Source organism: Streptomyces sp. TLI_185 (assembly GCF_003814765.1).
Taxonomy (GTDB): domain Bacteria; phylum Actinomycetota; class Actinomycetes; order Streptomycetales; family Streptomycetaceae; genus Streptomyces.
In genome coordinates this window covers 1053516-1073556 of record NZ_RKRB01000001.1, presented here as the reverse complement: position 1 = coordinate 1073556, position 20041 = coordinate 1053516, and the positions used below count along the sequence as shown (strand labels likewise).

Annotated in this window: 17 protein-coding genes and 1 pseudogene; 9 read left to right on the top strand and 9 right to left on the bottom strand. The window is 71.7% G+C overall.

Annotation, left to right across the window (positions count from 1 at the left end):
- Positions 1-138: 138 nt before the first annotated feature.
- Entirely contained in the window at positions 139-462 is a 324-nt protein-coding gene (locus EDD92_RS04940; RefSeq protein WP_030949005.1) for a hypothetical protein, read from the bottom strand.
- Between the two features lie 328 nt (positions 463-790).
- On the opposite strand from EDD92_RS04940, the gene EDD92_RS04935 reads away from it, so the two are divergent.
- On the top strand, positions 791-1915 hold the full coding sequence (locus EDD92_RS04935; protein ID WP_123963169.1) for a PLP-dependent cysteine synthase family protein: 1125 nt from the start codon (positions 791-793) through the stop codon (positions 1913-1915).
- 139 nt (positions 1916-2054) lie between these two features.
- On the opposite strand, the gene EDD92_RS04930 is transcribed toward EDD92_RS04935, so the two are convergent.
- Positions 2055-2531, bottom strand: coding sequence for an SRPBCC family protein (locus EDD92_RS04930; protein ID WP_123963168.1), 477 nt, complete (start codon positions 2529-2531; stop codon positions 2055-2057).
- Between the two features lie 91 nt (positions 2532-2622).
- A complete protein-coding gene (locus EDD92_RS04925) occupies positions 2623-3441 on the bottom strand; it encodes a DeoR/GlpR family DNA-binding transcription regulator (RefSeq protein ID WP_123963167.1) in 819 nt (272 codons plus the stop codon).
- 286 nt (positions 3442-3727) lie between these two features.
- On the opposite strand from EDD92_RS04925, the gene EDD92_RS04920 reads away from it, so the two are divergent.
- Positions 3728-6082, top strand: coding sequence for a hypothetical protein (locus EDD92_RS04920; RefSeq protein ID WP_123963166.1), 2355 nt, complete (start codon positions 3728-3730; stop codon positions 6080-6082).
- Here EDD92_RS04920 and EDD92_RS04915 read toward each other — a convergent pair.
- From EDD92_RS04915 to EDD92_RS04900, 4 genes are all read right to left on the bottom strand, one after another.
- Entirely contained in the window at positions 6052-8487 is a 2436-nt protein-coding gene (locus tag EDD92_RS04915; RefSeq protein WP_185123936.1) for a right-handed parallel beta-helix repeat-containing protein, read from the bottom strand. The genes EDD92_RS04920 and EDD92_RS04915 overlap by 31 nt on opposite strands.
- Positions 8488-8595: 108 nt before the next feature.
- Positions 8596-9201, bottom strand: a complete 606-nt coding sequence (locus EDD92_RS04910; protein WP_123963164.1) for a hypothetical protein — start codon at positions 9199-9201, stop codon at positions 8596-8598.
- A gap of 216 nt (positions 9202-9417) precedes the next feature.
- Complete coding sequence (locus tag EDD92_RS04905) at positions 9418-10245, bottom strand: MOSC domain-containing protein (RefSeq protein WP_123963163.1); 828 nt, start codon at positions 10243-10245, stop codon at positions 9418-9420.
- A gap of 43 nt (positions 10246-10288) precedes the next feature.
- Positions 10289-10723 carry a DUF6643 family protein gene (locus EDD92_RS04900; protein ID WP_099926601.1) on the bottom strand — a complete coding sequence of 145 codons (435 nt, stop codon included), beginning with the start codon at positions 10721-10723 and terminating at the stop codon, positions 10289-10291.
- Positions 10724-11021: 298 nt separating this feature from the next.
- Here EDD92_RS04900 and EDD92_RS04895 point away from each other — a divergent pair, with 298 nt between their 5' ends.
- Together EDD92_RS04895 and EDD92_RS52370 are read left to right on the top strand one after the other, a co-directional pair.
- Positions 11022-12338 (top strand): TerD family protein, encoded by a 1317-nt coding sequence (locus EDD92_RS04895; RefSeq protein ID WP_123970268.1) that lies wholly within the window; start codon positions 11022-11024, stop codon positions 12336-12338.
- Between the two features lie 105 nt (positions 12339-12443).
- Positions 12444-12632, top strand: a pseudogene (locus EDD92_RS52370) (IS630 family transposase); the annotation flags it as partial.
- 366 nt (positions 12633-12998) lie between these two features.
- Here EDD92_RS52370 and EDD92_RS04890 read toward each other — a convergent pair.
- The gene (locus tag EDD92_RS04890) at positions 12999-14198 is read right to left on the bottom strand and encodes a glycosyltransferase (RefSeq protein ID WP_123963162.1); all 1200 of its coding nucleotides are present in this window, start codon (positions 14196-14198) and stop codon (positions 12999-13001) included.
- A 39-nt stretch (positions 14199-14237) separates the two neighbouring features.
- Here EDD92_RS04890 and EDD92_RS04885 point away from each other — a divergent pair, with 39 nt between their 5' ends.
- Positions 14238-15023, top strand: coding sequence for a glutamate racemase (locus EDD92_RS04885; RefSeq protein ID WP_123963161.1), 786 nt, complete (start codon positions 14238-14240; stop codon positions 15021-15023).
- A gap of 106 nt (positions 15024-15129) precedes the next feature.
- Positions 15130-15675, top strand: coding sequence for a hypothetical protein (locus EDD92_RS04880; protein ID WP_123963160.1), 546 nt, complete (start codon positions 15130-15132; stop codon positions 15673-15675).
- 9 nt (positions 15676-15684) lie between these two features.
- Here the strand turns inward: EDD92_RS04880 and EDD92_RS04875 are convergent, their stop codons facing one another.
- Positions 15685-16752: an O-antigen ligase gene (locus tag EDD92_RS04875; protein ID WP_123963159.1), complete on the bottom strand. Its 1068-nt coding sequence runs from the start codon at positions 16750-16752 to the stop codon at positions 15685-15687.
- A 245-nt stretch (positions 16753-16997) separates the two neighbouring features.
- On the opposite strand from EDD92_RS04875, the gene lnt reads away from it, so the two are divergent.
- The 3 genes from lnt to EDD92_RS04860 all read left to right on the top strand — a co-directional run bounded on the left by lnt (position 16998) and on the right by EDD92_RS04860 (position 20010).
- Positions 16998-18608 carry an apolipoprotein N-acyltransferase gene (gene lnt / locus EDD92_RS04870; protein WP_123963158.1) on the top strand — a complete coding sequence of 537 codons (1611 nt, stop codon included), beginning with the start codon at positions 16998-17000 and terminating at the stop codon, positions 18606-18608.
- Positions 18609-18675: 67 nt separating this feature from the next.
- The gene (locus EDD92_RS04865) at positions 18676-19155 is read left to right on the top strand and encodes an NUDIX domain-containing protein (RefSeq protein ID WP_123963157.1); all 480 of its coding nucleotides are present in this window, start codon (positions 18676-18678) and stop codon (positions 19153-19155) included.
- Positions 19156-19209: 54 nt separating this feature from the next.
- Positions 19210-20010, top strand: a complete 801-nt coding sequence (locus tag EDD92_RS04860) for a 3-hydroxybutyrate dehydrogenase (protein ID WP_123963156.1) — start codon at positions 19210-19212, stop codon at positions 20008-20010.
- The last annotated feature ends 31 nt before the right edge of the window (positions 20011-20041 follow it).

The window sequence follows — 20041 nt, the reverse complement described above, 5'->3', positions numbered from 1 at the left end:
CGGGCTGGTTCGCAGCGTTATCGCCGGTAAACCCAGAGTGACGTGAGAACAGCGTGACCCAGGGGGCGCGGGACCGCAACTCGCGATCGGCTCCGCCGACCACGCGGGTGCGAGCCCGCCGCCGTCCTGTGGGCTGTGTCAGCCGCCGCGTCCCGCGGCTTTGCGTACGGCCTCGATGAAGCGGCGTGCCGCGGGCGGCCCCGGCTCGCCCGGCGCCGGGTCGTGATCGCCCAGGGTCAGCAGGTACCGCTTGCCGTTGAGGTCCGCGAGCGCCCGGTCCTCCGCGGAGAACCAGGGCTTGGAGGCGCGCACCGCCTGCACCGGCGCGCTGTCGATCTCGGTGCCGTAACTGGTGAGCAGCGCAAGTCTGCCGTCGCTGATCCGGACCTGCCCGGCCCGCGTGAGCGAACGCAGCCGTTTGCCGATCCGCACGCCCGTCGCCGTGAACTCCGGCTCCGCCATGCCGCCCGCCCCCTTTGGCCGTCCGGTGCGCTGGACCGTGCTCCTGCGTGGGCGTGATCCAGCTCGTGTCGTGATCCAGTGTGCGCCCCCGTTCGGTGCAGTCTGCCTGCACCCGACGGCGAGCACCAGTACGCACGACACGCTCGGAGTGAGCGCCCGGAGCACTCGCGCGAATGCGCCCCCACCTTCGCCGGCCCTTTGGCCCCAGGGTGTTCTTTGGGGTGCTCAAAGGTGCGTTTATGCAGGTGAGAAGCGTGCGGAAGGTGTTTATGATCGATGCGTCGGCCGCGCGACGCGCCGTCGGCGCACAGCCTAAGGAGCACCCGTCGTGAGCACCTCCCAGCAGACCCGGACCGGCAAAACCCTCGATGTCGACCACAGTGACGCCGCCTACCGCGACTGGCTGAAAGAAGCCGTCCGCAAGGTCCAGGCCGATGCCAACCGCTCGGCCGACACGCATCTGCTCCGCTTCCCGCTGCCCGAGAAGTGGGGGATCGACCTGTACCTGAAGGACGAGTCGACCCACCCGACCGGCAGCCTCAAGCACCGGCTCGCCCGCTCGCTCTTCCTCTACGGACTGTGCAACGGCTGGATCCGGCCGGGCCGCCCGGTGATCGAGGCGTCCAGCGGCTCGACGGCCGTGTCCGAGGCGTACTTCGCCAAGCTGATCGGCGTGCCCTTCATCGCCGTCATGCCGCGCACGACGAGCGCGGAGAAGTGCCGCCTCATCGAGTTCCACGGCGGGCAGTGCCATTTCGTGGACGACTCGCGCAAAATGTACGAGGAGTCGGCGGGCCTTGCGGTGGAGACCGGCGGCCATTACATGGACCAGTTCACCTACGCCGAACGGGCCACGGACTGGCGCGGCAACAACAACATCGCCGAATCCATCTTCCGCCAGCTGGAGTTGGAGCGGTTCCCGGAGCCCGCGTGGATCGTGGCGACGGCGGGCACCGGCGGCACCTCGGCGACCCTCGCGCGCTACGTCCACTACACCCAGCGCGACACCCGCATCTGTGTGGCCGATCCGGAGAACTCCTGTTTCTTCGAGGGCTGGACCACCGGCGATCCGGACGTCACCAGCGAGTGCGGCTCACGCATCGAGGGCATCGGCCGTCCCCGTATGGAGCCGAGCTTCGTGCCCGGCGCCGTCGACCGGATGATGAAGATCCCCGACGCGGCCAGCGTCGCCGCCGTACGGGCGCTGGAGCAGGCCATCGGCCGCAAGGCGGGCGGCTCGACGGGCACCGGACTGTGGAGCGCGCTGAAGATCGTCGCCGAGATGGTGGCCGAGGGGCGGAAGGGGAGCGTGGTGACGCTGCTGTGTGACCCGGGCGACCGCTATCTGGACAAGTACTACTCGGACGCGTGGCTCGCCGAGCAGGGGCTGGAGATTGAGCCGTACTCGGCGGCGATCGACGCGCTGCTCGAGACGGGCGTCTGGCCCTGCTGAGCCGCTCCGCGGGGAGTGCCGTCTATCGTCTGCGCCGCCGTTGTGGCTGGTCGCGCCCACGCGGCGGAGCCGCATATGGACACAGCCCCGCGTCCCGTCGGGGCGCTGCCGAACCGCAAGGAGCGCGCGCCGGAATTGCTCAGCCCTGGTGTGCGAGCCGCCGGTCCAGCGACGTCACCGCGTCCCGGAAGGCGCGCCCGAGCCCCGCGCGTGCCGCCTTCACCACGAACCGGAACGGTGCCGTCCCGTCCGCAGCGAAGGTCCACCGCACGCGTGTGCCCGTCCCGGCCGGTATCAGCCGCCACTCCTCGGCGAGGGCGCGGGCGCCTGGTGCGTTGGTGACGTCGACCCGGTAGGCGTACACCTCCGCCTCCTTCGCCGCGATGACCGTCTCCCGGAAGCGCCCGCCTCCCTTGAGCCGGATGTCGCGCCCTGCACCGCCGTCGAGGGACCGTGCATGTGTCACGGCCGCGAACCATTCCGCCCACCCCGGCACATCGTCGTTGAGGGCGTGGAAGACCGCCTCGGGTGCCGCGGAGATCTCCTGGGCGAAGACCAGACGCACGGGGGCGGTGTCGACGAAGTCGAGCCCGACGGGACGCAGACGGTGGGCCATGAACGCGAACCCCCTTGACACAGAAGGGTGGTTGACCGGGGCACGTCACGATAGCTGGCGACCCGTCAGATGTCAGCACCGCCTGGAGGGATCAGCTCTCCGGCTCGCCCACCACGACCAGCCGACGCAGATGCTCGGAGATCTCCTCGCGCGCGTCGCCCGCCAGGCCCGCGTCCGTCACCAGTGTGTCGACCTGCTCCAGCGCCGCGAACGAACTCAGGCCCACCACGCCCCACTTGGTGTGGTCGGCGACCACCACCACCCGCCGCGCCGACTGCACCAGGCGCCGGTTGGTCTCGGCCTCCGCGAGGTTCGGCGTCGACAGGCCGGCCTCGAGCGATATGCCGTGCACACCGAGGAACAGCACGTCGAAGTGGAGTGCCGCGATCGCCTGGTCGGCCACCGGCCCCACCAGCGAGTCGGAGGGCGTGCGCACCCCGCCGGTCAGCACCACCGTGGCCGCACCCTGCCGGGGGCCGGAGGTGCGCTGCGCCGCATGGAAGACGTCGGCCACCCGCACCGAGTTCGTCACGACGGTCAGATCCGGCACGTCCAGCAGATGGTGGGCCAGCGCATACGTCGTCGTACCGCCCGACAGCGCGATCGCGGTACCCGGCGCCACCAGCTGGGCCGCCGAGCGCGCGATGTCCTCCTTGGCCGTCAGCTCCAGGCCGGATTTGGCCTCGAAGCCCGGCTCGTGCGTGCTTGCCTCGACGACCGGCACCGCGCCGCCGTGCACCTTCTCCAGCACGCCCTGGCGGGCCAGCGCGTCCAGGTCGCGGCGCACCGTCATGTCCGACACGCCGAGCTTGCGGGTCAGCTCGTTCACGCGGACCCCGCCCCGGCGCCGGACCTCGTCCAGAATCAGGGCGCGCCGCTGCTCCGCGAGGAGGTTCTGATTCTCGCTCACGTACGCTCCGGTCCTTTCGCCTCAAGCCGTCCGACACGCCCTGCACACCTGCTCCGACAAGGACATTCTCCCCTGTCCCGGTGCGCGGACGCCCCATCCTTGCACGGGTGGGCCCCCAGGACGCCACCTGCCCGACGCGCACATGTCACCAATGCCCCTTCTGTTACCCGCAGATCACCCGGATCGGGGAGATTCCGTGTTCAGGGGTGTACGCCCCCGCCCGAGCGGAGACCCTTGTGCCCGCACGGACACAAGAAGACGGCGCGTCACGGGGGAAGTGCGAACAGTGGAACGTGCGCAGGAACGTGTCCCGACCAGCGGCCCCGTCCCGGGGCCCGAGGGATCCGCAACCGCCCTGGAACTCCTGGTCCACGGCGTGGGCGGCACCACACCCCAGGAGATGCTCAATGATCCGCGCACGGTGCGGATCACCGGCGACGACACGGCGGCCGTCTTCCGGCGCGCCGAGGACGTCGACGCGGAGAGCAGACCCGAGGACTACCGCGGCAGACCGGTGCCGGAGGCGTACGTCTGGTGCAATCTCACCTCCGGCAACAGCGCACGGGCCCTGTGGCTGCTGCTCCTGCCGTTCATGGTGGTCAACCTCGCCCACTGGATGCGGCCCACCGCGCGCGGCCACCAGCGGCCGGTCCGCCTGTACGGGCTGCTCGTACGGCTGGCGGGCCTGACGCTGACGGTGCTGCTGGTCGCGGCCGCCTGCGAGGTCGCCCTGGACCTGGCGGCCTGGCAGTGCGCGGGCACCCGCGCGTGCGCGGAGCGGCACTCCTGGCTTGGCTTCCTGTCGCCCGAGGTGTCGCAGAACGGCTGGTGGAGCAGGCCCGGCCGCCGGCTCGCCGTCGCGGCCCTGGTGCCCGCCGTGCTCACCGGTCTGCTGTGGTACCTCTCCCACCGCACCTGGAGCGCGTACGAGTCCCAGCAGCCCATCGACCGCCGGCCCGAACCCGACGAGGAGACCGGCCGCACCGCCCTGGGCCGGCCCGGCTTCTGGTACGGCCGCCGACTGGTCGCCCGGCTGCGCGCCGCCCACACCGCGGCGGGCCTGCTGACCGTCGCCGCGGCGGTCGCGTCCTCCGCGGCACGCTTCGACGGCAGATCAGGCGGCCCCGCGGCACTCGACCTCGCGGGCGAGCTCCTGGAGGTGGCGCTCGTCGCCACCGCCGCGGTCGTGGTGTGGGTGGTCTGCCGCCGCGGGCGCACCGAGAACCGCCTCGACCAGGAGTTGGACGAGCACCTCGTACGACGCCTGCCGCTGACCGCCCTCCTCCTGCTGCTGCTCTCCGCGGTGTACGCCGGCTGGGAGCGCCCGGGCTGGCAGTCGGCCGGCCTGCTGGCCGGCGGCGGCACCACCTTCGGCGCCCTCGCCCTGGTCCAGGGCTTACTGGTGATCGCCCTCGCGGTGGTCGCCCACCTGCTGTACCGCAGCCACCCCGACGCCCGCACCGTGCTGCGCGGCCAGGGCGGACCCGCCGTCGCGATGCTGGCCTGCGCCCTGGGCGGAGTGATGTCCGGTGGCGTCTCCCAGCGGGTGTCCGACTGGCTGGACGGCACCGGCACCTCGATCGACGGCCCGCCGGTGCTGCTGACCTGGCAGGCGTCCGTGATCCCCGTACTGCTCCTCGTCCTGCTCGTCTTCTGCGCCGGGCTGGGCCGGCGGGCCTGGCTGCTGCGCCGCACCGAACTGGGCACCGTCGAACTCGACTACCCCGGCGAACCCAAGGACACGGCGCGCACCCGCCGCATCGCCACCACCCGCGCGCTGGCCGCACTCACCGACCGCGGCCCCCTGGTCGTCGCCGTCACCTCTGCCACGACCCTGCTGCTGGGCGCCGGAGCCCTCCTCGGCGCGAAGATCACCGAACAGGCGCCCGGCGAGGCCGCGCAGCACGCCTTCGCCTTCGTGCACGGCGCCGCACAGACCGCCCAGGCTCTGGGCTCCTGGCTGATCGGTCTGGGCTTCATACTCTTCGTCACCTGGGGCCGGCGCGCCTACAAGGACGCCTCCGCCCGGCGCACCATCGGCATCCTGTGGGACGTCGGTACCTTCTGGCCACGCGCCGCCCACCCCTTCGCCCCGCCCTGCTACGCCGAGCGCGCGGTACCCGACCTGACCTGGCGGATGGCCACCTGGACGCGCGCCACGGGCGGCCGCCTCGTGCTCTCCGGGCACTCCCAGGGCAGCGTGCTCGCGGCCGCCGCGGCCTGGCAGCTGAAGCCGTCCGTCCGCAGACGGGTGGCCCTGCTGACCTACGGCTCCCCGCTCGAGCGCCTCTACGGCCGCTGGTTCCCGGCCCACTTCGGCCCTGCCGCCCTCAGCTCCCTGCACCACGACGTCGACTGCTGGCGCAACCTGTACCGGCTCACCGACCCCATCGGCGGCCCGGTCCGGCTGTCCGGCGACTGCGGCCCCGAGGTGGATCGCGCACCCCTGAAGGACCCCCTCGCCTACGGCCGCACCGCACAGCACCCGCTGCCCGCCCCGATCCTGGGCCACGGCGACTACCAGGCCGATCCGGCGTTCGCCGAGGAGCGGGAACGGCTGCTGGCCCGCCTGCGCTCGGAGGTACCCGCTCCACGCCCCGAGACACGGTCTCAGGGGGTGTCGGGAAGGTCCTCGGCGTAGAGCAGGGTCAGATCGTCCGTGCTCGGCTCGTCGACCTGGGCGACCCGGCCGGCATGCCGCTCGACCATCGCCTCGAAGGTCTGGCGGGCGGTCCGGCCGTTGCCGAACGCCGGGCCCTTCGGGATCGCCGTGAAGTACTTCAGCAGCGCGTCCGCGGTGCCCGGCGCCAGCCGGTACTCGTGCTCGTCGGCCTGCTGCTCGACGATCCGCAGCAGTTCGTCGGGCTCGTAGTCGCTGAAGGTGATGGTCCGTGAGAAACGGGACGCCACACCGGGGTTGACCGAAAGGAACCGCTCCATCTCGGCCGTGTAGCCCGCGACGATCACCACGACCGCGTCCCGGTGGTCCTCCATCAGCTTCACCAGCGTGTCGATGGCCTCCTTGCCGAAGTCCCGGCCCGAGTCCTCCGGTGACAGCGCGTACGCCTCGTCGATGAACAGCACACCGCCGCGCGCCCTGTCGAAGGCCTCCTGGGTGCGGATCGCCGTCGAGCCGATGTGCTCGCCGACGAGGTCGACCCGCGACACCTCGACCAGATGCCCCTTCTCCAGCACGCCGAGCGAGGCGAGGATCTCGCCGTAGAGGCGGGCCACGGTCGTCTTGCCGGTGCCGGGGGAGCCGGTGAAAACGAGATGCCGCTTGACCGAGGCCGCCTTGAGGCCCGCCTGCTGCCGGCGCCGTCCCACCTCGATCATGTCGGTCAGGGCCCGCACCTCGCGCTTGACGCTCTCCAGGCCGACCAGCGCGTCGAGTTCACCCAGCACGGCCTTCGACGTCCGCGCCGACTGCTCGGGCTGCGCGGCGGGAAGCAGGGGCTCCTGCTCGGTGGTGCGCTGCCCGGGGATCGCGCCCAGCAGGCCGGGCGACTGTGCGGCCGTCTGTACGGCGGTCTCCCGGGCCGCGGGCGGCCTGAGGCCCGAGCTCTCGTCGCTGGTGCAGTCCTCGACGACCGGGCCCGAACCGGGGGCCGCGTCGCCGCCCTCCGCGAACTCGTACCCACCGCGCGCGCACCGCTCCGTGCGGCACTTGCGCAGCGTCGTACGGCTGCCGTCGATCACATGGAAGCCGTAGCCGCCGCTGCCCGTCACCCGGCAGCCCACGAAGCTGCCGCGGCCGCCCGCAGACACGTAGAAGCCCGCCTCGGCGGGGGAGTCGATCGTGCAGCGCTCGATGGTGGGGTCCGCGCCCTTGGTGACGATCACGCCGGTCTGGGTGGCGTCGATGGTGCAGTTGCTCAGCGTTCCGCCGCTGCCGTGGTCGCGGAACCAGGCGCCCGTCGCGGCGTCCCGGATGCGGCAGTCGTCGAGTTGCGCGGTCGCGCCGTCGCTCACCGACACGGCGGTGTTGCGGACCTGGGACAGGTCGCTGTCGACGACGTCCGCGCGCGAGCCGCGGTCCAGGACGAACAGGGCGTCCGGCACGTCGTGCACCCGGCAGGACTCCAGCACCGCGGTGGCGCCGTCGCTGACCCACACCGCCGGGTAGTCGCCCGTGCTGTCGAAGATCTCGCACTGGTTGGCGTCCACGCGCGTGCCGGGATCCCACACCGAAAGGCCGTTGCGCCCGAACTGACGCACCGTCGTCCGGGTCAGGGTGAGCACCGAGCGCGAGCGCAGATCGACCGCGTTCTCCGGGATGTCGTGGATACGGCAGTCGGCCAGGGTGAGCACCGCGTCCGTGTCGAGCGTGACACCGTCCGCGGTGGTGCGGTGCACATCGCAGTCCGTGAGGTGCGCGGTGGCCCGGCCGGTGACCTGGACGCCGCTGCCCCGGACCTCGTACACCTCGCAACCCACCGCTTCCAGCGCGGAGTTCTCCCCGGTCGCCGACAGCCCCGCCCCCGAGGCGTGATGGATCCGGCAGCGCTCGAGGCGCGGGTGTGCACCGCCGCGGACCGCGACCCCCGACTGACCGGCGGCCACGACCTCGCACTCCTCGAACACCCCGCCTCCGCCGTCGAGTACGGCGATACCGATGCCGGCCGGATTGTCCACGGTGCACCGCCGCACGGTCGGACGCGCGCCTGCGCGCACCTCTATGCCGGCCGCGGAGCGGGTGATGATCCGAACGTCCAGCAGTTCCGGTGTGCCCTCCTCGACCAGCAGGGCGGGCACCGAAGCGTCCTGCCCCTCCACGTGCAGGTCCTGGACCACCGCCGAGGCCCGCACGGTCAGCGGCACCCCGTCCACCGGTGCGATCCGCACCGAACCGGGAGAGCCCTCGGGCCCGCGCAGGGTCACCGACCGCTGGACGACGAGGTTTTCCCGGTAGGTGCCGGGCGCGACGGTGAGGACGTCACCGTCGGCGGCGGCCTCCAGGGCGGCGGCGAGCGATGCGTACTCACCCGTGCGGCGTCGCCACCGCGATGTGCCGGTGTGCGTCACCTGGACCGTGCCCTGTGCCATGGCGTTGCTGTGCCCCCACCTCGTGGTACGCGGGTTGATGCCGATTGCGTTCGGCCGGTCCACCGTAGCGTGCGCGCGGGCGGTGGGTTGACCAGAGCCGTAAGGCCGTCAGCTGCCCGTCCCGGTCCTGCCCCAGTCCGGACCCGCCCGGTCCCAGGCCTGGTCCCAACGGGCGTACCGGCGACGGACCATGCGCCAGACGATCAGCCGCCTGCCGCCCTCGACGGCACCCGCGGTGAGCATGGCGGCACCGAACCCGGCGAGCACCGCGTGGGTCGTCGCCGTCGTGGAGTCCAGCGGACGGGCCACTATCTGGCCGTGCAGGTCCGTCCATATCTTGAAGTGGTCGCCGCGGTGCGGGGTCTTGAGCTCCGCCAGGGTCGCGCCGTGGTGGCCGGAGCCGTCCGGTGCGGTCCAGTCGGCTATGACGCGGCTGCGCAGGTCCCGCGCCGAGGACGTCTCGGGGTCGGTGTCCAGCGGGGAGCGGTCCAGTTTGCGCACCACGGTGGCCGTCACCGGGTGGCGGGCCGTGCGCTGGTCCCGGACGGACTGCTGCAGGGCGTCCTGGGCGACGCCGCCGACGAGAGATCCGATCACGGGCGCCACGACGAGGATCAACAGCAGCGCCAGCAGCGCCACCCAGGCTTCGATCAGATCGCTCGTGCGCCGCAGCGGATTGTGCCGCCAGCGCCAGAGGCCGCCGATTGCTCGCACTGTCCCACACCCCCTTCCCGCTCCGTGATAACCCCCGGTGGAGCCGTTCACCCGCGGGCCCGGTCAAAGAGAGAGCGAAATCACCTGTCGCCGGGGCCTCTCATGAACTTCTCACGAGAACTCAACGCCGAGGCCCCCGCCCCCGGTTCCCGCACACCGGTCGTTGCCCGGATCTTTTCTCGCGGACCGCCGCGCAGCCGCCGACCGCTCCGCGAGCTATGCGAGGACCGTCACCGGATCGCCGACGCGGATCGAGCCGGGGGAGAGGGGAACCAGGTTCTGGCCGAAGGCCAGTTTGCCGTCGATGCGGCGGTGGCGTCCCAGCGTGGACAGTGGTTCCTTGCCCCGCACGGCGGTGCCCTGGTCGGTGGTGGTCACCACGCAGCGCCCGCACATCTTGGCGATGCGGAAGGTGACCTCGCCGATCGCGATGCGGGACCAGTCGTCCTCGGCCCAGGCCGCGGTGCCGGCCACGACCACGTTCGGCCGGAAGCGGTTCATCGGCAGCGGGCCCTCGCCCGGGTGAGCACCTTGGGCGATCAGGGAGTTGAGAGCCTCGAGGGAGGCGACCGTGGTGAGCAGCAGTGGGTAGCCGTCGGCGAAGCTGACCGTCTCGCCCGGCCGTGCGTACTCCGGGTCCACCGGTCGGCGCGTGGCCGGGTCGTCCATGTGCACGAGGCGCACACGGGTGCCGAGATACTCGCTGCACCAGGCGTGCGCGGCCGCCCCCGCGGCGAGAACCCCCGCGACCTTGTCGCCGAAGATCTCCACCGGCACGGTGCCGACCGGACGGGGCACCGGCGCGGTCAGCGGGTCCATGCCCGGCGCGGACAGACGAACGCCGCCGCCGGGCACGAGCTCGGCGGCGGCAAGCGCAAGGCGCGGCTGCTGACGTTGTGTGACGACCTTTCCCCCGTCGTCGATCAGCACCCAGCGCCGGTCTCCGGCCAGCCCCCAGGGCTCCACGACGGCTTCCCGGGGCGTAAGGCCCCGGAACGCCTTCACCGGATGCACGTGAATCGACTGCAGCTGCGCGTTCCCCATCAGGCCATCCTGCCAGGCGGCAGTGACCGCGCGGGTGGACGGATCAGTAGCCGCGGTACTGCTGCTGGTTGTTGTACGGGTCCTGATACGGAGCCGGGGCGGGCCGGGCAGCCGCGGGGCGCATCGCCTCGTAGCCCGTGCCGGCCGCCATCGGACGTTGTGGCTGCGGCGGCTGCGGGCCGGGATAGCCGCGCGGCGCCGTGGGCTGCTGAGGGATGTAGGCCGCGGGCGCCTGCTGCAGCGGTGCCGGCTGCTGCGCCTGCGGATAGCCGTAGGAGGACTGGGAGGGGCCCGCCGGGAGGGCGGGCAGGGCCGACGGCAGGGCCGGCAGGTAGCTGCCCGGCGCGTCGTACGCGGCGGGGACCCGGATCGGAGCGATCTGCGGGGTGCCCCGCTCGGCGACGAGTCGGTCGTAGATCGGGGTGTCCGGGAAGGCGGAGTAGTAACCGCCGCCGAAGGTGGAGCGGGGGGAGGTCATGGCTCATAAGTTAAGCCCTCGATGTGCTAGTTGGGGAGACCGATAAGAGGGTTGTTTTGAGTGTTCGCAGTGACGCGGGATCCCCAATGCGAGCGAACTTGGCAAAAAAGGGCGTCGAACGAGGTACCGGTCCTGTAAAGGCCGAGCTCGGGGACGGTTACCGGCGGGTTGGTCACCGGTCTTCCTGTGCTCCTCGTGGGAGTTCGCCGTCCCGGGGAATAGGTTGTGCGGGTAGCGAACGGAAGAGCCGCCGGGACCCGGACTGGCGCAGTGACACGTGATGGGGGCGGACATGTCAATGCCGAAAGGATCGAATACGCCGGTGCCGACGACGGCACTGCGGGTGGAATTGGGCTGGCGTTCCGGTCCCGGTGTGCCGGACGCGGACGCTTCGGCACTTCTGCTCGTGGGAGGCAAGGTCCGCTCCGACGGCGACTTCGTCTTCTACAACCAGCCCGCGCACGCCTCAGGGGCGGTCCGGCACGAGGGCAAGCGGGACGGCGGCGGCCGCATCGTCGACACCCTCCTCGTCGACCTCGCGCGCGTGGAGCCCGCGATCGAGACGATCGTCCTCGCCGCCTCCGCGGACGGCGGCACGTTCGGACAGGTCCCCGACCTCTACATCGAGGTCCGCGATGCCGCCCAGGGCGGCGTGGTCGCCCGCTTCGACAGCACGGGCGCAAGCGTGGAAACCGCTTTCGTGCTCGGTGAGTTCTACCGCCGCCAGGGCGCCTGGAAGTTCCGCGCCGTCGGCCAGGGCTACAGCAGCGGACTCGAGGGCCTGGCGACGGACTTCGGGATCACGGTGGACGAACCGCAGCACAACGCCCCCGCGCCGCCGATGCCCACGCCCCCGCCCGTCGCGCCGCCGGTGACCATGCCGCCGCCCACCGCACCGCCGGTCCACATGCCCCCGCCGGTCGCACCTCCGGCCGCCGTGCAGCCACCCCCGCCGCCCGCACCCCCGGCGCAGCCGGTCCGCCTGAGCAAGGTGACGCTCACCAAGGCGGCCCCCGCGGTCTCGCTGACCAAACAGGGCGGCACCTCGGGCGCCATGCGCGTGAACCTCAACTGGCAGGTGCACAAGCAGTTCTCGGGATGGGGCAGCAAACGTGGCCGCGCGGTCGCCATGCACGCAGACCTCGACCTCGACCTGTGTGCCCTGTACGAACTCACCGACGGCAGCAAGGGCGTCGTCCAGGCCCTCGGCAATGCCTTCGGGGCCCTGCAGCGGCCGCCGTACATCCATCTCGACGGCGACGACCGCACCGGCGCCGTCGCGAGCGGCGAGAACCTCACCGTCAACCTCGACCACAAACAGTCCTTCAGGCGGATCCTCGTCTTCGTGACCATCTACCAGGGCGCACGCTCCTTCGCCGACCTGCACGCCACGGTCACCCTCCAGCCGCAGTTCGGCGCCGCGATCGACTTCTCGCTCGACGAGTGCACGGTCCCCTCGACGGTGTGCGCGCTCGCCCTGATCACCAACACGGGCAGCGACCTCGTCGTCCAGCGCGAGGCACGCTACCTGGTGCCCGAGCGCGGGGTGAGCCCCCAGCGGACCGTCGACTACGCCTACGGGTGGGGCATGAACTGGACTCCCGGCAGGAAGTGAGCGCCTGGTGACTTGACCTGGAAGGTTCGCCGGCTTGGTGGCCGTCTCTGCGGGTCTGGGACGGTTGGATGTGAGCCACCATCCGATCCGAGCCGTGGAGGCGCGGTGGCCGAGCCTGTGCGGGTGCGCAGACCGACCGACCAGGAGGGGCAGAAGGTGCAGCAGATCGTGCGCCGGAGCAGCACCTCTGTGCGCTGATGGCGCGCGACGATGCTGCTCGCCTCGGCCGGCGGGAACTGGGTGCCAAGCCTGCTGGGCCAGGACGCACCCCGCGATGTCCACGCCCGCCTCGATCTGGTCGTCACCGAGCAGACGGCGATCCTGCAAAGGTGGGAACCGCAACTGCGGGCCGCGCTGCGACTGTCCCTGGATCAGGGACCCGAGACGCCGCGCGATGCTCGTCCGGTGCTGCGTCAGGGCAGAGCCATCGGGTGGATCGAGGACGCCCTGGAGCCACTGGCCCCTTCGCACCCCGACATCGATCGCAGGCGAATCGCCGTTGCGATTCGTGCCGGCTGGGGAATTGAGGCATGGGTCTGGCTGGTCGACATCGCCGCTGTGTCACGGACGGAGGCCGCAACGCTCATGCGCGAGTCGGCACAGGCACCGCTGAATGCAGCGCTCGCTCAACCAGCCGGCAAGCCTTCCCGGTCAAAAGCACTAGAGAGGGTGCTCGTCCGCGACGGCGTCCGGGCGGGCGTAGGTGCGGCCCTTCCACGCCGCACCGCGCCCCCTGTAGTGCTGCACCGCGGAATCGAGAGTCATCAGGAGATAGAGGAACGCGGTGAACGGCAGCAGCGGAGCGAGCCACAGCGGCTGGCGGTAATAGCGGAGCATCGGGATATACGTTCCCGTCATCACCAGCCACGCGGCACCCCCGACGAGTCCCGCTGCCCCATCCCCGGCGGCCAGACCTGCCACCAGGGCCGCTGGCGGCACCAGATACACCAGGACCAGCCCGGCGACCGTCCCGACCAGCAGCAGCGGGTTGTGCCGCAACTGCGCGTACGCGCTGCGTGACACCATCCGCCACAGATCGTGCAGCCGGGGATAGGGCCGCACGCTGTCCACCCGCTCGGCCAGTCCCAGCCAGATGTGTCCGCCGCTGCCCTTGACCGCGCGCGCGAGCGCCACGTCGTCGATGACGGCGTGCCGGATCGCGTCCGGGATCCGCGCCCGCTCGGCGGCCTCGGTGCGCAGCAGCACGCAGCCACCCGCGGCGGCCGCCGTCCGTGTCCCCTTCCTGCCGATCCGGCGGAACGGGTACAGCTGCGCGAAGAAATAGACGAAGGCCGGCACCACGAGCCGCTCCCACAGGCTCTCCACCCGCAGCCGCGCCATCTGCGTCACGACGTCGAAGCCGCCGCTGCTCGCGGCGGCGACCAATGCGCGCAGGCTGTCCGGCGCGTGCGCGATGTCCGCGTCCGTCAGCAGCAGATATTCGGGTCCACGCGCGCGTGCCAGGTCGATGCCGTGCCGCACGGCCCACAGCTTGCCCGTCCAGCCGACGGGCGGTTCGCCGGGGGAGGAGACGGTCAGGGGCAGTCCGCCGCGGGTGTCCGCCAGCTCGCGGGCCAGCTCCCCGGTGCCGTCCGAGCTGCCGTCGTCGACCAGGAAGATCTCCGCCCGGCCCGGATACTCCTGGGCGAGCAGTGACGGCAGGCTCGCGGGCAGCACGGCGGCCTCGTCACGCGCGGGGACGACGACGCACACCGACGGCCACTCGTCGGGATCCCGGCGGGGCGGCAGCCTTACGTCCGTGCGCCAAAAGAAGCCCTGACACAGCAGCAGCCACAGCCAGGCGGCGAGTGATACGGCGGCGATCCACACGATGGCGCTCACCCGCGCAGTCTGCCCCACCCGACCTGCCCGCAAGGGCCCATCGTCTATCGTGGCCGGGTGAAGATCGCGCTCATGGACTCCGGAATCGGTCTGCTGCCTGCCGCCGCCGTGGCGCGCCGTCTGCGGCCCGACGCGGATCTCGTCCTGTCGTGGGACCCCGACGGGATGCCCTGGGGACCGCGTACCCCTGAGGACATCACCCAGCGCGCCCTGGACGTCGCCGGAGCTGCCGCGGCGCACAAGCCCGACGTTTTGATCGTCGCCTGCAACACCGCGTCCGTGCACTCCCTTCCGGCGCTGCGCGCTCATTTCGAGCCGGAGCTGCCGATCATCGGCACCGTGCCCGCGATCAAGCCCGCCGCCGCGGGCGGCGGCCCCGTCGCGATCTGGGCCACCCCCGCCACCACGGGCAGCCCCTACCAGCGGGGTCTCATCGCCGAGTTCGCCGCGGGTGTGGACGTCACCGAAGTGCCCTGTCCCGGGCTTGCGGACGCCGTGCACCACGCCGACGAGGCGGCGGTGGAGGCCGCCATTGCCGCGGCCGCCGCACGCACCCCCGACGACATCACGACCCTCGTCCTCGGCTGCACCAACTACGAACTGGTCGCCGAGCGCATTCGCACCGCCGTGCAGCAGCCCGGTCGGCCGCCGCTCATCCTGCACGGCACCGCCGGCGCGGTCGTCGCCCAGGGCCTGCGCAGGATCGGCGCGCAGCCCGCCCCCGAGGCCCCCGCCGACGGCACCCTCACGGTGCTACTCAGCGGCCGTGAGGCCGAGCTGCCGGAGACCGCGCTGACCTATGAAGAGGGACGTTTCCTCAAGGCGGTCAGTCCCGCACGGTGACCGAAAGCCGCGAAACAGACGCCCGCGGTCCGAGCTTCGCCCGGTGGGCACGGTCACACTCCGCGACTCGGTGCCCGCGCAGCGAAACCTGAGTAACCTCGTATCCATGAGGGACCACCCCCACGGTGAGAAAGCCAAGCACTCCGACGTCTGGACCGGACACGCCACCAAGCGGGTCCAGTGGCTGCCGGCGCTGGCCGGCGCGGCCGTCATGGGCCTCGGCATCGAGCTGGCCGTCGACTCCGCCTGGACGTCGGGCATCGTCCCGCTCGTCATGGCCGTCGTCGGCTGTATCGCCGCCGGGCTGCTGGTCCTCTTCGGCACGCTCGCCTTCCTGCACGTCGATCTGAAGCTGGACACGGAGTGCCTCGAGGTGCGCTGCGGCCACATCGGTGTGCCGCGCCGCCGCATTCCCCTCTCTCATGTCGCAGGCGCCGAATTCACAGCGCACGTCAACCCGCGCCACTGGGGCGGCTGGGGCTACCGGTGGCGGCCCGAGAAGGGCACCGCGGTCGTCGTGCGGCGCGGCGAGGGCGTCGTCCTGCGCCTGTGGGACGGCCACACGTTCACGGTCACCGTGGACAACGCCGAGGCCGCGGTCCGGGTCATCAAGGACCGGCTGCGTCCGGGCACGACCGGCGCACTGCACTGAGCACCCCCGTCATGGTGTGAGCCGGTCACGGCGCGGGCGTACGCCCGCCTCCTGCCGCGGTGACTCTTCGGCGAGCGGACGGGCCGTGGCCAGGCCGGCAAGAAGGCCCGCGCCGACCGACACGGCGGTGAAGCTCAGCGCGTTGCCGACCGCGGCGATCGCCGCGAGTCCCGTCAGGGCCGCCCCCGCAGTGAGCACCACCGACGTGGACCGAGGAGACCGCCACAGCGCATACAGCACCCAGCAGAAGGACGCCCCCAGCAGCACCACGCCGACGACGCCCTGTTCCGAGGCCTGCTGCAGCAGCGCCGAGTGCGGCTTGCCGTCCGAAAGCAGGGTCCGGGTGGCCGTCGTGCTCAGTTCACCGAAACGCTCCGGTCCCACGCCCAGCGCTGCATTGCGGTGCGCCAGATGCAGGGCGTCCTGCCACAGCTGGATGCGGTGCGGGGTGAGCGGGCCGTCCAAGGACGCGGTCAGTCCCTCGGGCAGGGTATGTGCGGCGACGGCCCAGGTCAGACCCGTGACCAGGGCCGCGGTGAGGGCGAGTCCGGCGATACCTGCTCCGCGGCTGTGCATGCGGCCCGCAGCCAGCGAGCACAGCAACACGGCGGTACAGACGACGAAACCGCTGGTCGAGCCCAGGACGGCCGCGGTCACGGTGATGCCGGCCGCCAGCGCCCCCAGGGCGAACCGCCCGGTCGGCGAGTCGGCGGCCCAGGCCGCGCAGCACGCAGCGCCCACGCACAGGGTCAGCAGTGCCGCAGTGGCACCGGCATGTCCGAGCGGTGCCACGATCTGCGGCCCTGGGGCGAGGTGCGGCACGGCCACCGCCAGGCCCAGCCCCGCCAGCGCCCCGGCACACGGCGCGGCCACCGGCAGCAGCGCCCCGCAGATCCGCCCCGCGGCATAACCGGCCGCCACGGCAAGCACCGCGAGCAGCACACCCTCGGGGCGGCCGTCATGCACGGTCGCCGTGACCAGCGACCAGGTGGCACACGCCCCGAGCACCACCACGCCCACCGCGTCAAAAACGTTTCGTCTCTCGCCGACCTCCCCAGGACCGGCTTCAGACGTCATCCCTGTGGAACCCACCCCGCCCCCCGAACCGGACCGAAGCCCCCCGACCTCGCACGACCCAGGCCGCCGAGGCCGTGACCGGCCGCGCGACTGTGGCTGGGCACACCGTAACGGCTGATGGACGTTTTGTGGATGAGTTGGGCCGAGTTGCGCAGGAACGATGCGGCACCTGCGTCGCGCAGCGCCCCGTGCCGCCCCGCGGACCGCGCTGTCCGTGTCAAGGTCACGCGCCGTACACTCCCGGAGTGACCGTCACCGCAACCTCCGTGGACGAGTCGGACCAGTTGCAGCCGCAGACCGCGCCCGCATCGCGCGCGGCGCGCCTCGTACGCCTGGTTCCGGCCCTCGCCGCGGCGCTCTCCGGAGTGCTGCTCTACGTCAGTTTCCCGCCCCGCACCCTGTGGTGGCTGGCCGTTCCGGCCTTCGCCCTCTTCGGCTGGGTGCTGCGCGGACGCACCTGGAAGGCGGGCCTCGGCCTCGGCTACCTCTTCGGCCTCGGTTTCCTGCTGCCGTTGCTGGTGTGGACCGGCGTGGAGGTCGGCTCCGTTCCCTGGCTGGCGCTGGTCGCGATCGAGGCGATCTTCATCGCGCTGGTCGGAGCGGGCGTCGCCGTGGTGTCGAAGCTGCCCGCGTGGCCGGTGTGGGCAGCAGCGGTATGGATAGCGGGCGAGGCGGCACGCGCGCGCGTGCCGTTCAACGGCTTCCCCTGGGGCAAGATCGCATTCGGTCAGGCCGACGGCGTCTTCCTGCCGCTGGCAGCGGTGGGCGGCACCCCGGTACTCGGCTTCGCGGTCGTGCTGTGCGGCTTCGGCCTCTACGAGGTCGTACGTCTCGCCCTGGATGCGCGGCGCACCCGGGCCGTCCAGCGGTCGGCCGCGGCCGTCGCCCTGCTGAGCGTGGCCGTCCCGGTGGTCGGTGCGGTCGCTGCCCGTTCCCTGGTCAGCGACAAGGCCGAGGACGGCTATGCGACCGTCGCGCTCATCCAGGGCAATGTGCCGCGCTCCGGGCTGGAGTTCAACGCCCAGCGGCGCGCCGTGCTCGACTACCACGCGCGCGAGACGAAGCGCCTGGCCGCCGAGGTCAAGGCAGGCAAGACGCCCAAGCCCGACTTCGTGCTGTGGCCGGAGAACTCCTCCGACGTCGACCCCTTCGCCAACGCCGACGCGTACGCCGTCATCGACGGCGCGGCCAAGGCGATCGGTGTGCCCATCTCGGTCGGCGGCGTCGTCGCGCGGGACGGCAAGCTGTGGAACGAGCAGATCCTGTGGGACCCGAAGAAGGGCCCCACCGACACCTACGACAAGCGGCAGATCCAGCCCTTCGGCGAGTACCTGCCGCTGCGCTCCTTCATCGGCGCGATCAACAGCAACTGGACCTCGATGGTCCGCCAGGACTTCAGCCGGGGCACCAAGCCGGGTGTCTTCAGCATGGACCACGCCAAGGTCGGCCTGGTCACCTGCTACGAGGCCGCCTTCGACTGGGCCGTGCGCTCCGAGGTCACCGACGGTGCGCAGCTGATCTCCGTGCCGAGCAACAACGCGACGTTCGACCGCAGCGAGATGACCTACCAGCAGCTCGCCATGTCCCGCGTCCGCGCCGTGGAGCACAGCCGGACCGTCACCGTGCCGGTCACCAGCGGCGTCAGCGCGGTCATCATGCCGGACGGGAAGATCACCCAGAAGACCGGCATGTTCGTCCACGCCCACCTGGTGCAGAAGGTGCCGCTGCGCTCCTCGGAGACGCCCGCCACCCGGGTGGGCATCCTGCCGGAGATCGCCCTGGTGCTGGTCGCCGCGGGCGGCCTCGGCTGGGCGATCGGCGCCGGCGTACGCGGGCGGCGCGCCCGGAACGTGTAGCCGTACGCCCTGCGCACGCCCCATGAAGTGCGCCGGGATCGGGACACCGGCCCTTAGGGTCGGTGTCATGGCAACTCCTGACTTCATCCGCGAGATCCGGGCCTCCGCAGGCCACCAACTGCTCTGGCTTCCCGGCGTGAGCGCCGTCGTCTTCGACGACGAGGGCAGAGTCCTGCTCGGGCAGCGTGCGGACAACCACCGGTGGGCGCTGATCTCCGGCATCCCGGATCCAGGTGAGCAGCCCGCCGCCGCCCTCGTGCGCGAGGTGCAGGAGGAGACCGGGGTCCAGGTCGCCGTCGAGCGGCTGATCACGGTCCGGTCCGGTCGGCAGGTCACCTACCCCAACGGTGACATCTGCCAGTTCATGGACCTCTGCTTCCGCTGCCGCGCCATCGACGGCGAGGCCCGGGTGAACGACGACGAGTCCTTGGCGGTCGGCTGGTTCGCCCTGGACGAGCTGCCGGACATGACCGACTACCACTACTTCCGGATCAAGCAGGCCCTGTCTGACGAACCCACATGGTTCGAGCCCATGAGTTCCGAGTGAAGTATGGGCGATGAGCACATGTGGGGAGGCGGGGCTGCTGCTTAGGGTCGAGACATGACCCCGCCCAGCGCCCTCCCGGCTCCCCCCGCCCCCTCCCTCGACCTCGGCGGCCGCACCGCCCTCGTCACCGGCGCCGCCGGTGGCATCGGCCGCGCCTGTGCGCTGCGCCTCGCGGCCGCCGGGGCCAAGGTGAGAGCGGTGGACCGGGACGCCGAGGGCCTGGACACGCTGGCCGAGCAGGCCCGGGGCCTCGCGGGCACGGTCGAACCGCAGGTCCTCGACCTCACCGACCTCGACGCCGCCGAACTGGCCGCGGCAGGCACCGACGTGCTGGTCAACAACGCCGGGCTGCAGCTGGTGCGCCCCATCGAGGAGTTTCCGCCCGAGGTCTTCCACACGGTGCTCACCGTGATGCTGGAGGCACCTTTCCGCCTCATCCGCGGAGCGCTGCCCCATATGTACGGCCAGGGGTGGGGCCGCATCGTCAACGTGTCCTCCGTCCACGGACTGCGCGCCTCGGCCTACAAGTCGGCCTATGTGGCCGCCAAACATGGTCTGGAGGGCCTGTCCAAGACCGCCGCCCTCGAAGGCGCACCCCACGGCGTCACCTCGAACTGTGTGAACCCCGCCTATGTGCGCACCCCGCTGGTCGAGAAGCAGCTCGCCGACCAGGCGCAGGCGCACGGCATTCCCGCGGAGCGCGTCCTGACGGAGGTGCTGCTGCAGGACAGCGCCGTCAAACGGCTCATCGAACCGGAGGAGGTCGCCGAGGCCGTGGCCTATCTGTGCAGCCCGCAGGCCTCCTTCGTGACCGGCACCTCGCTGGCCCTCGACGGCGGCTGGACCGCACACTGACCGGGCAGGCACCGGTGCAGCCACGAGTTAC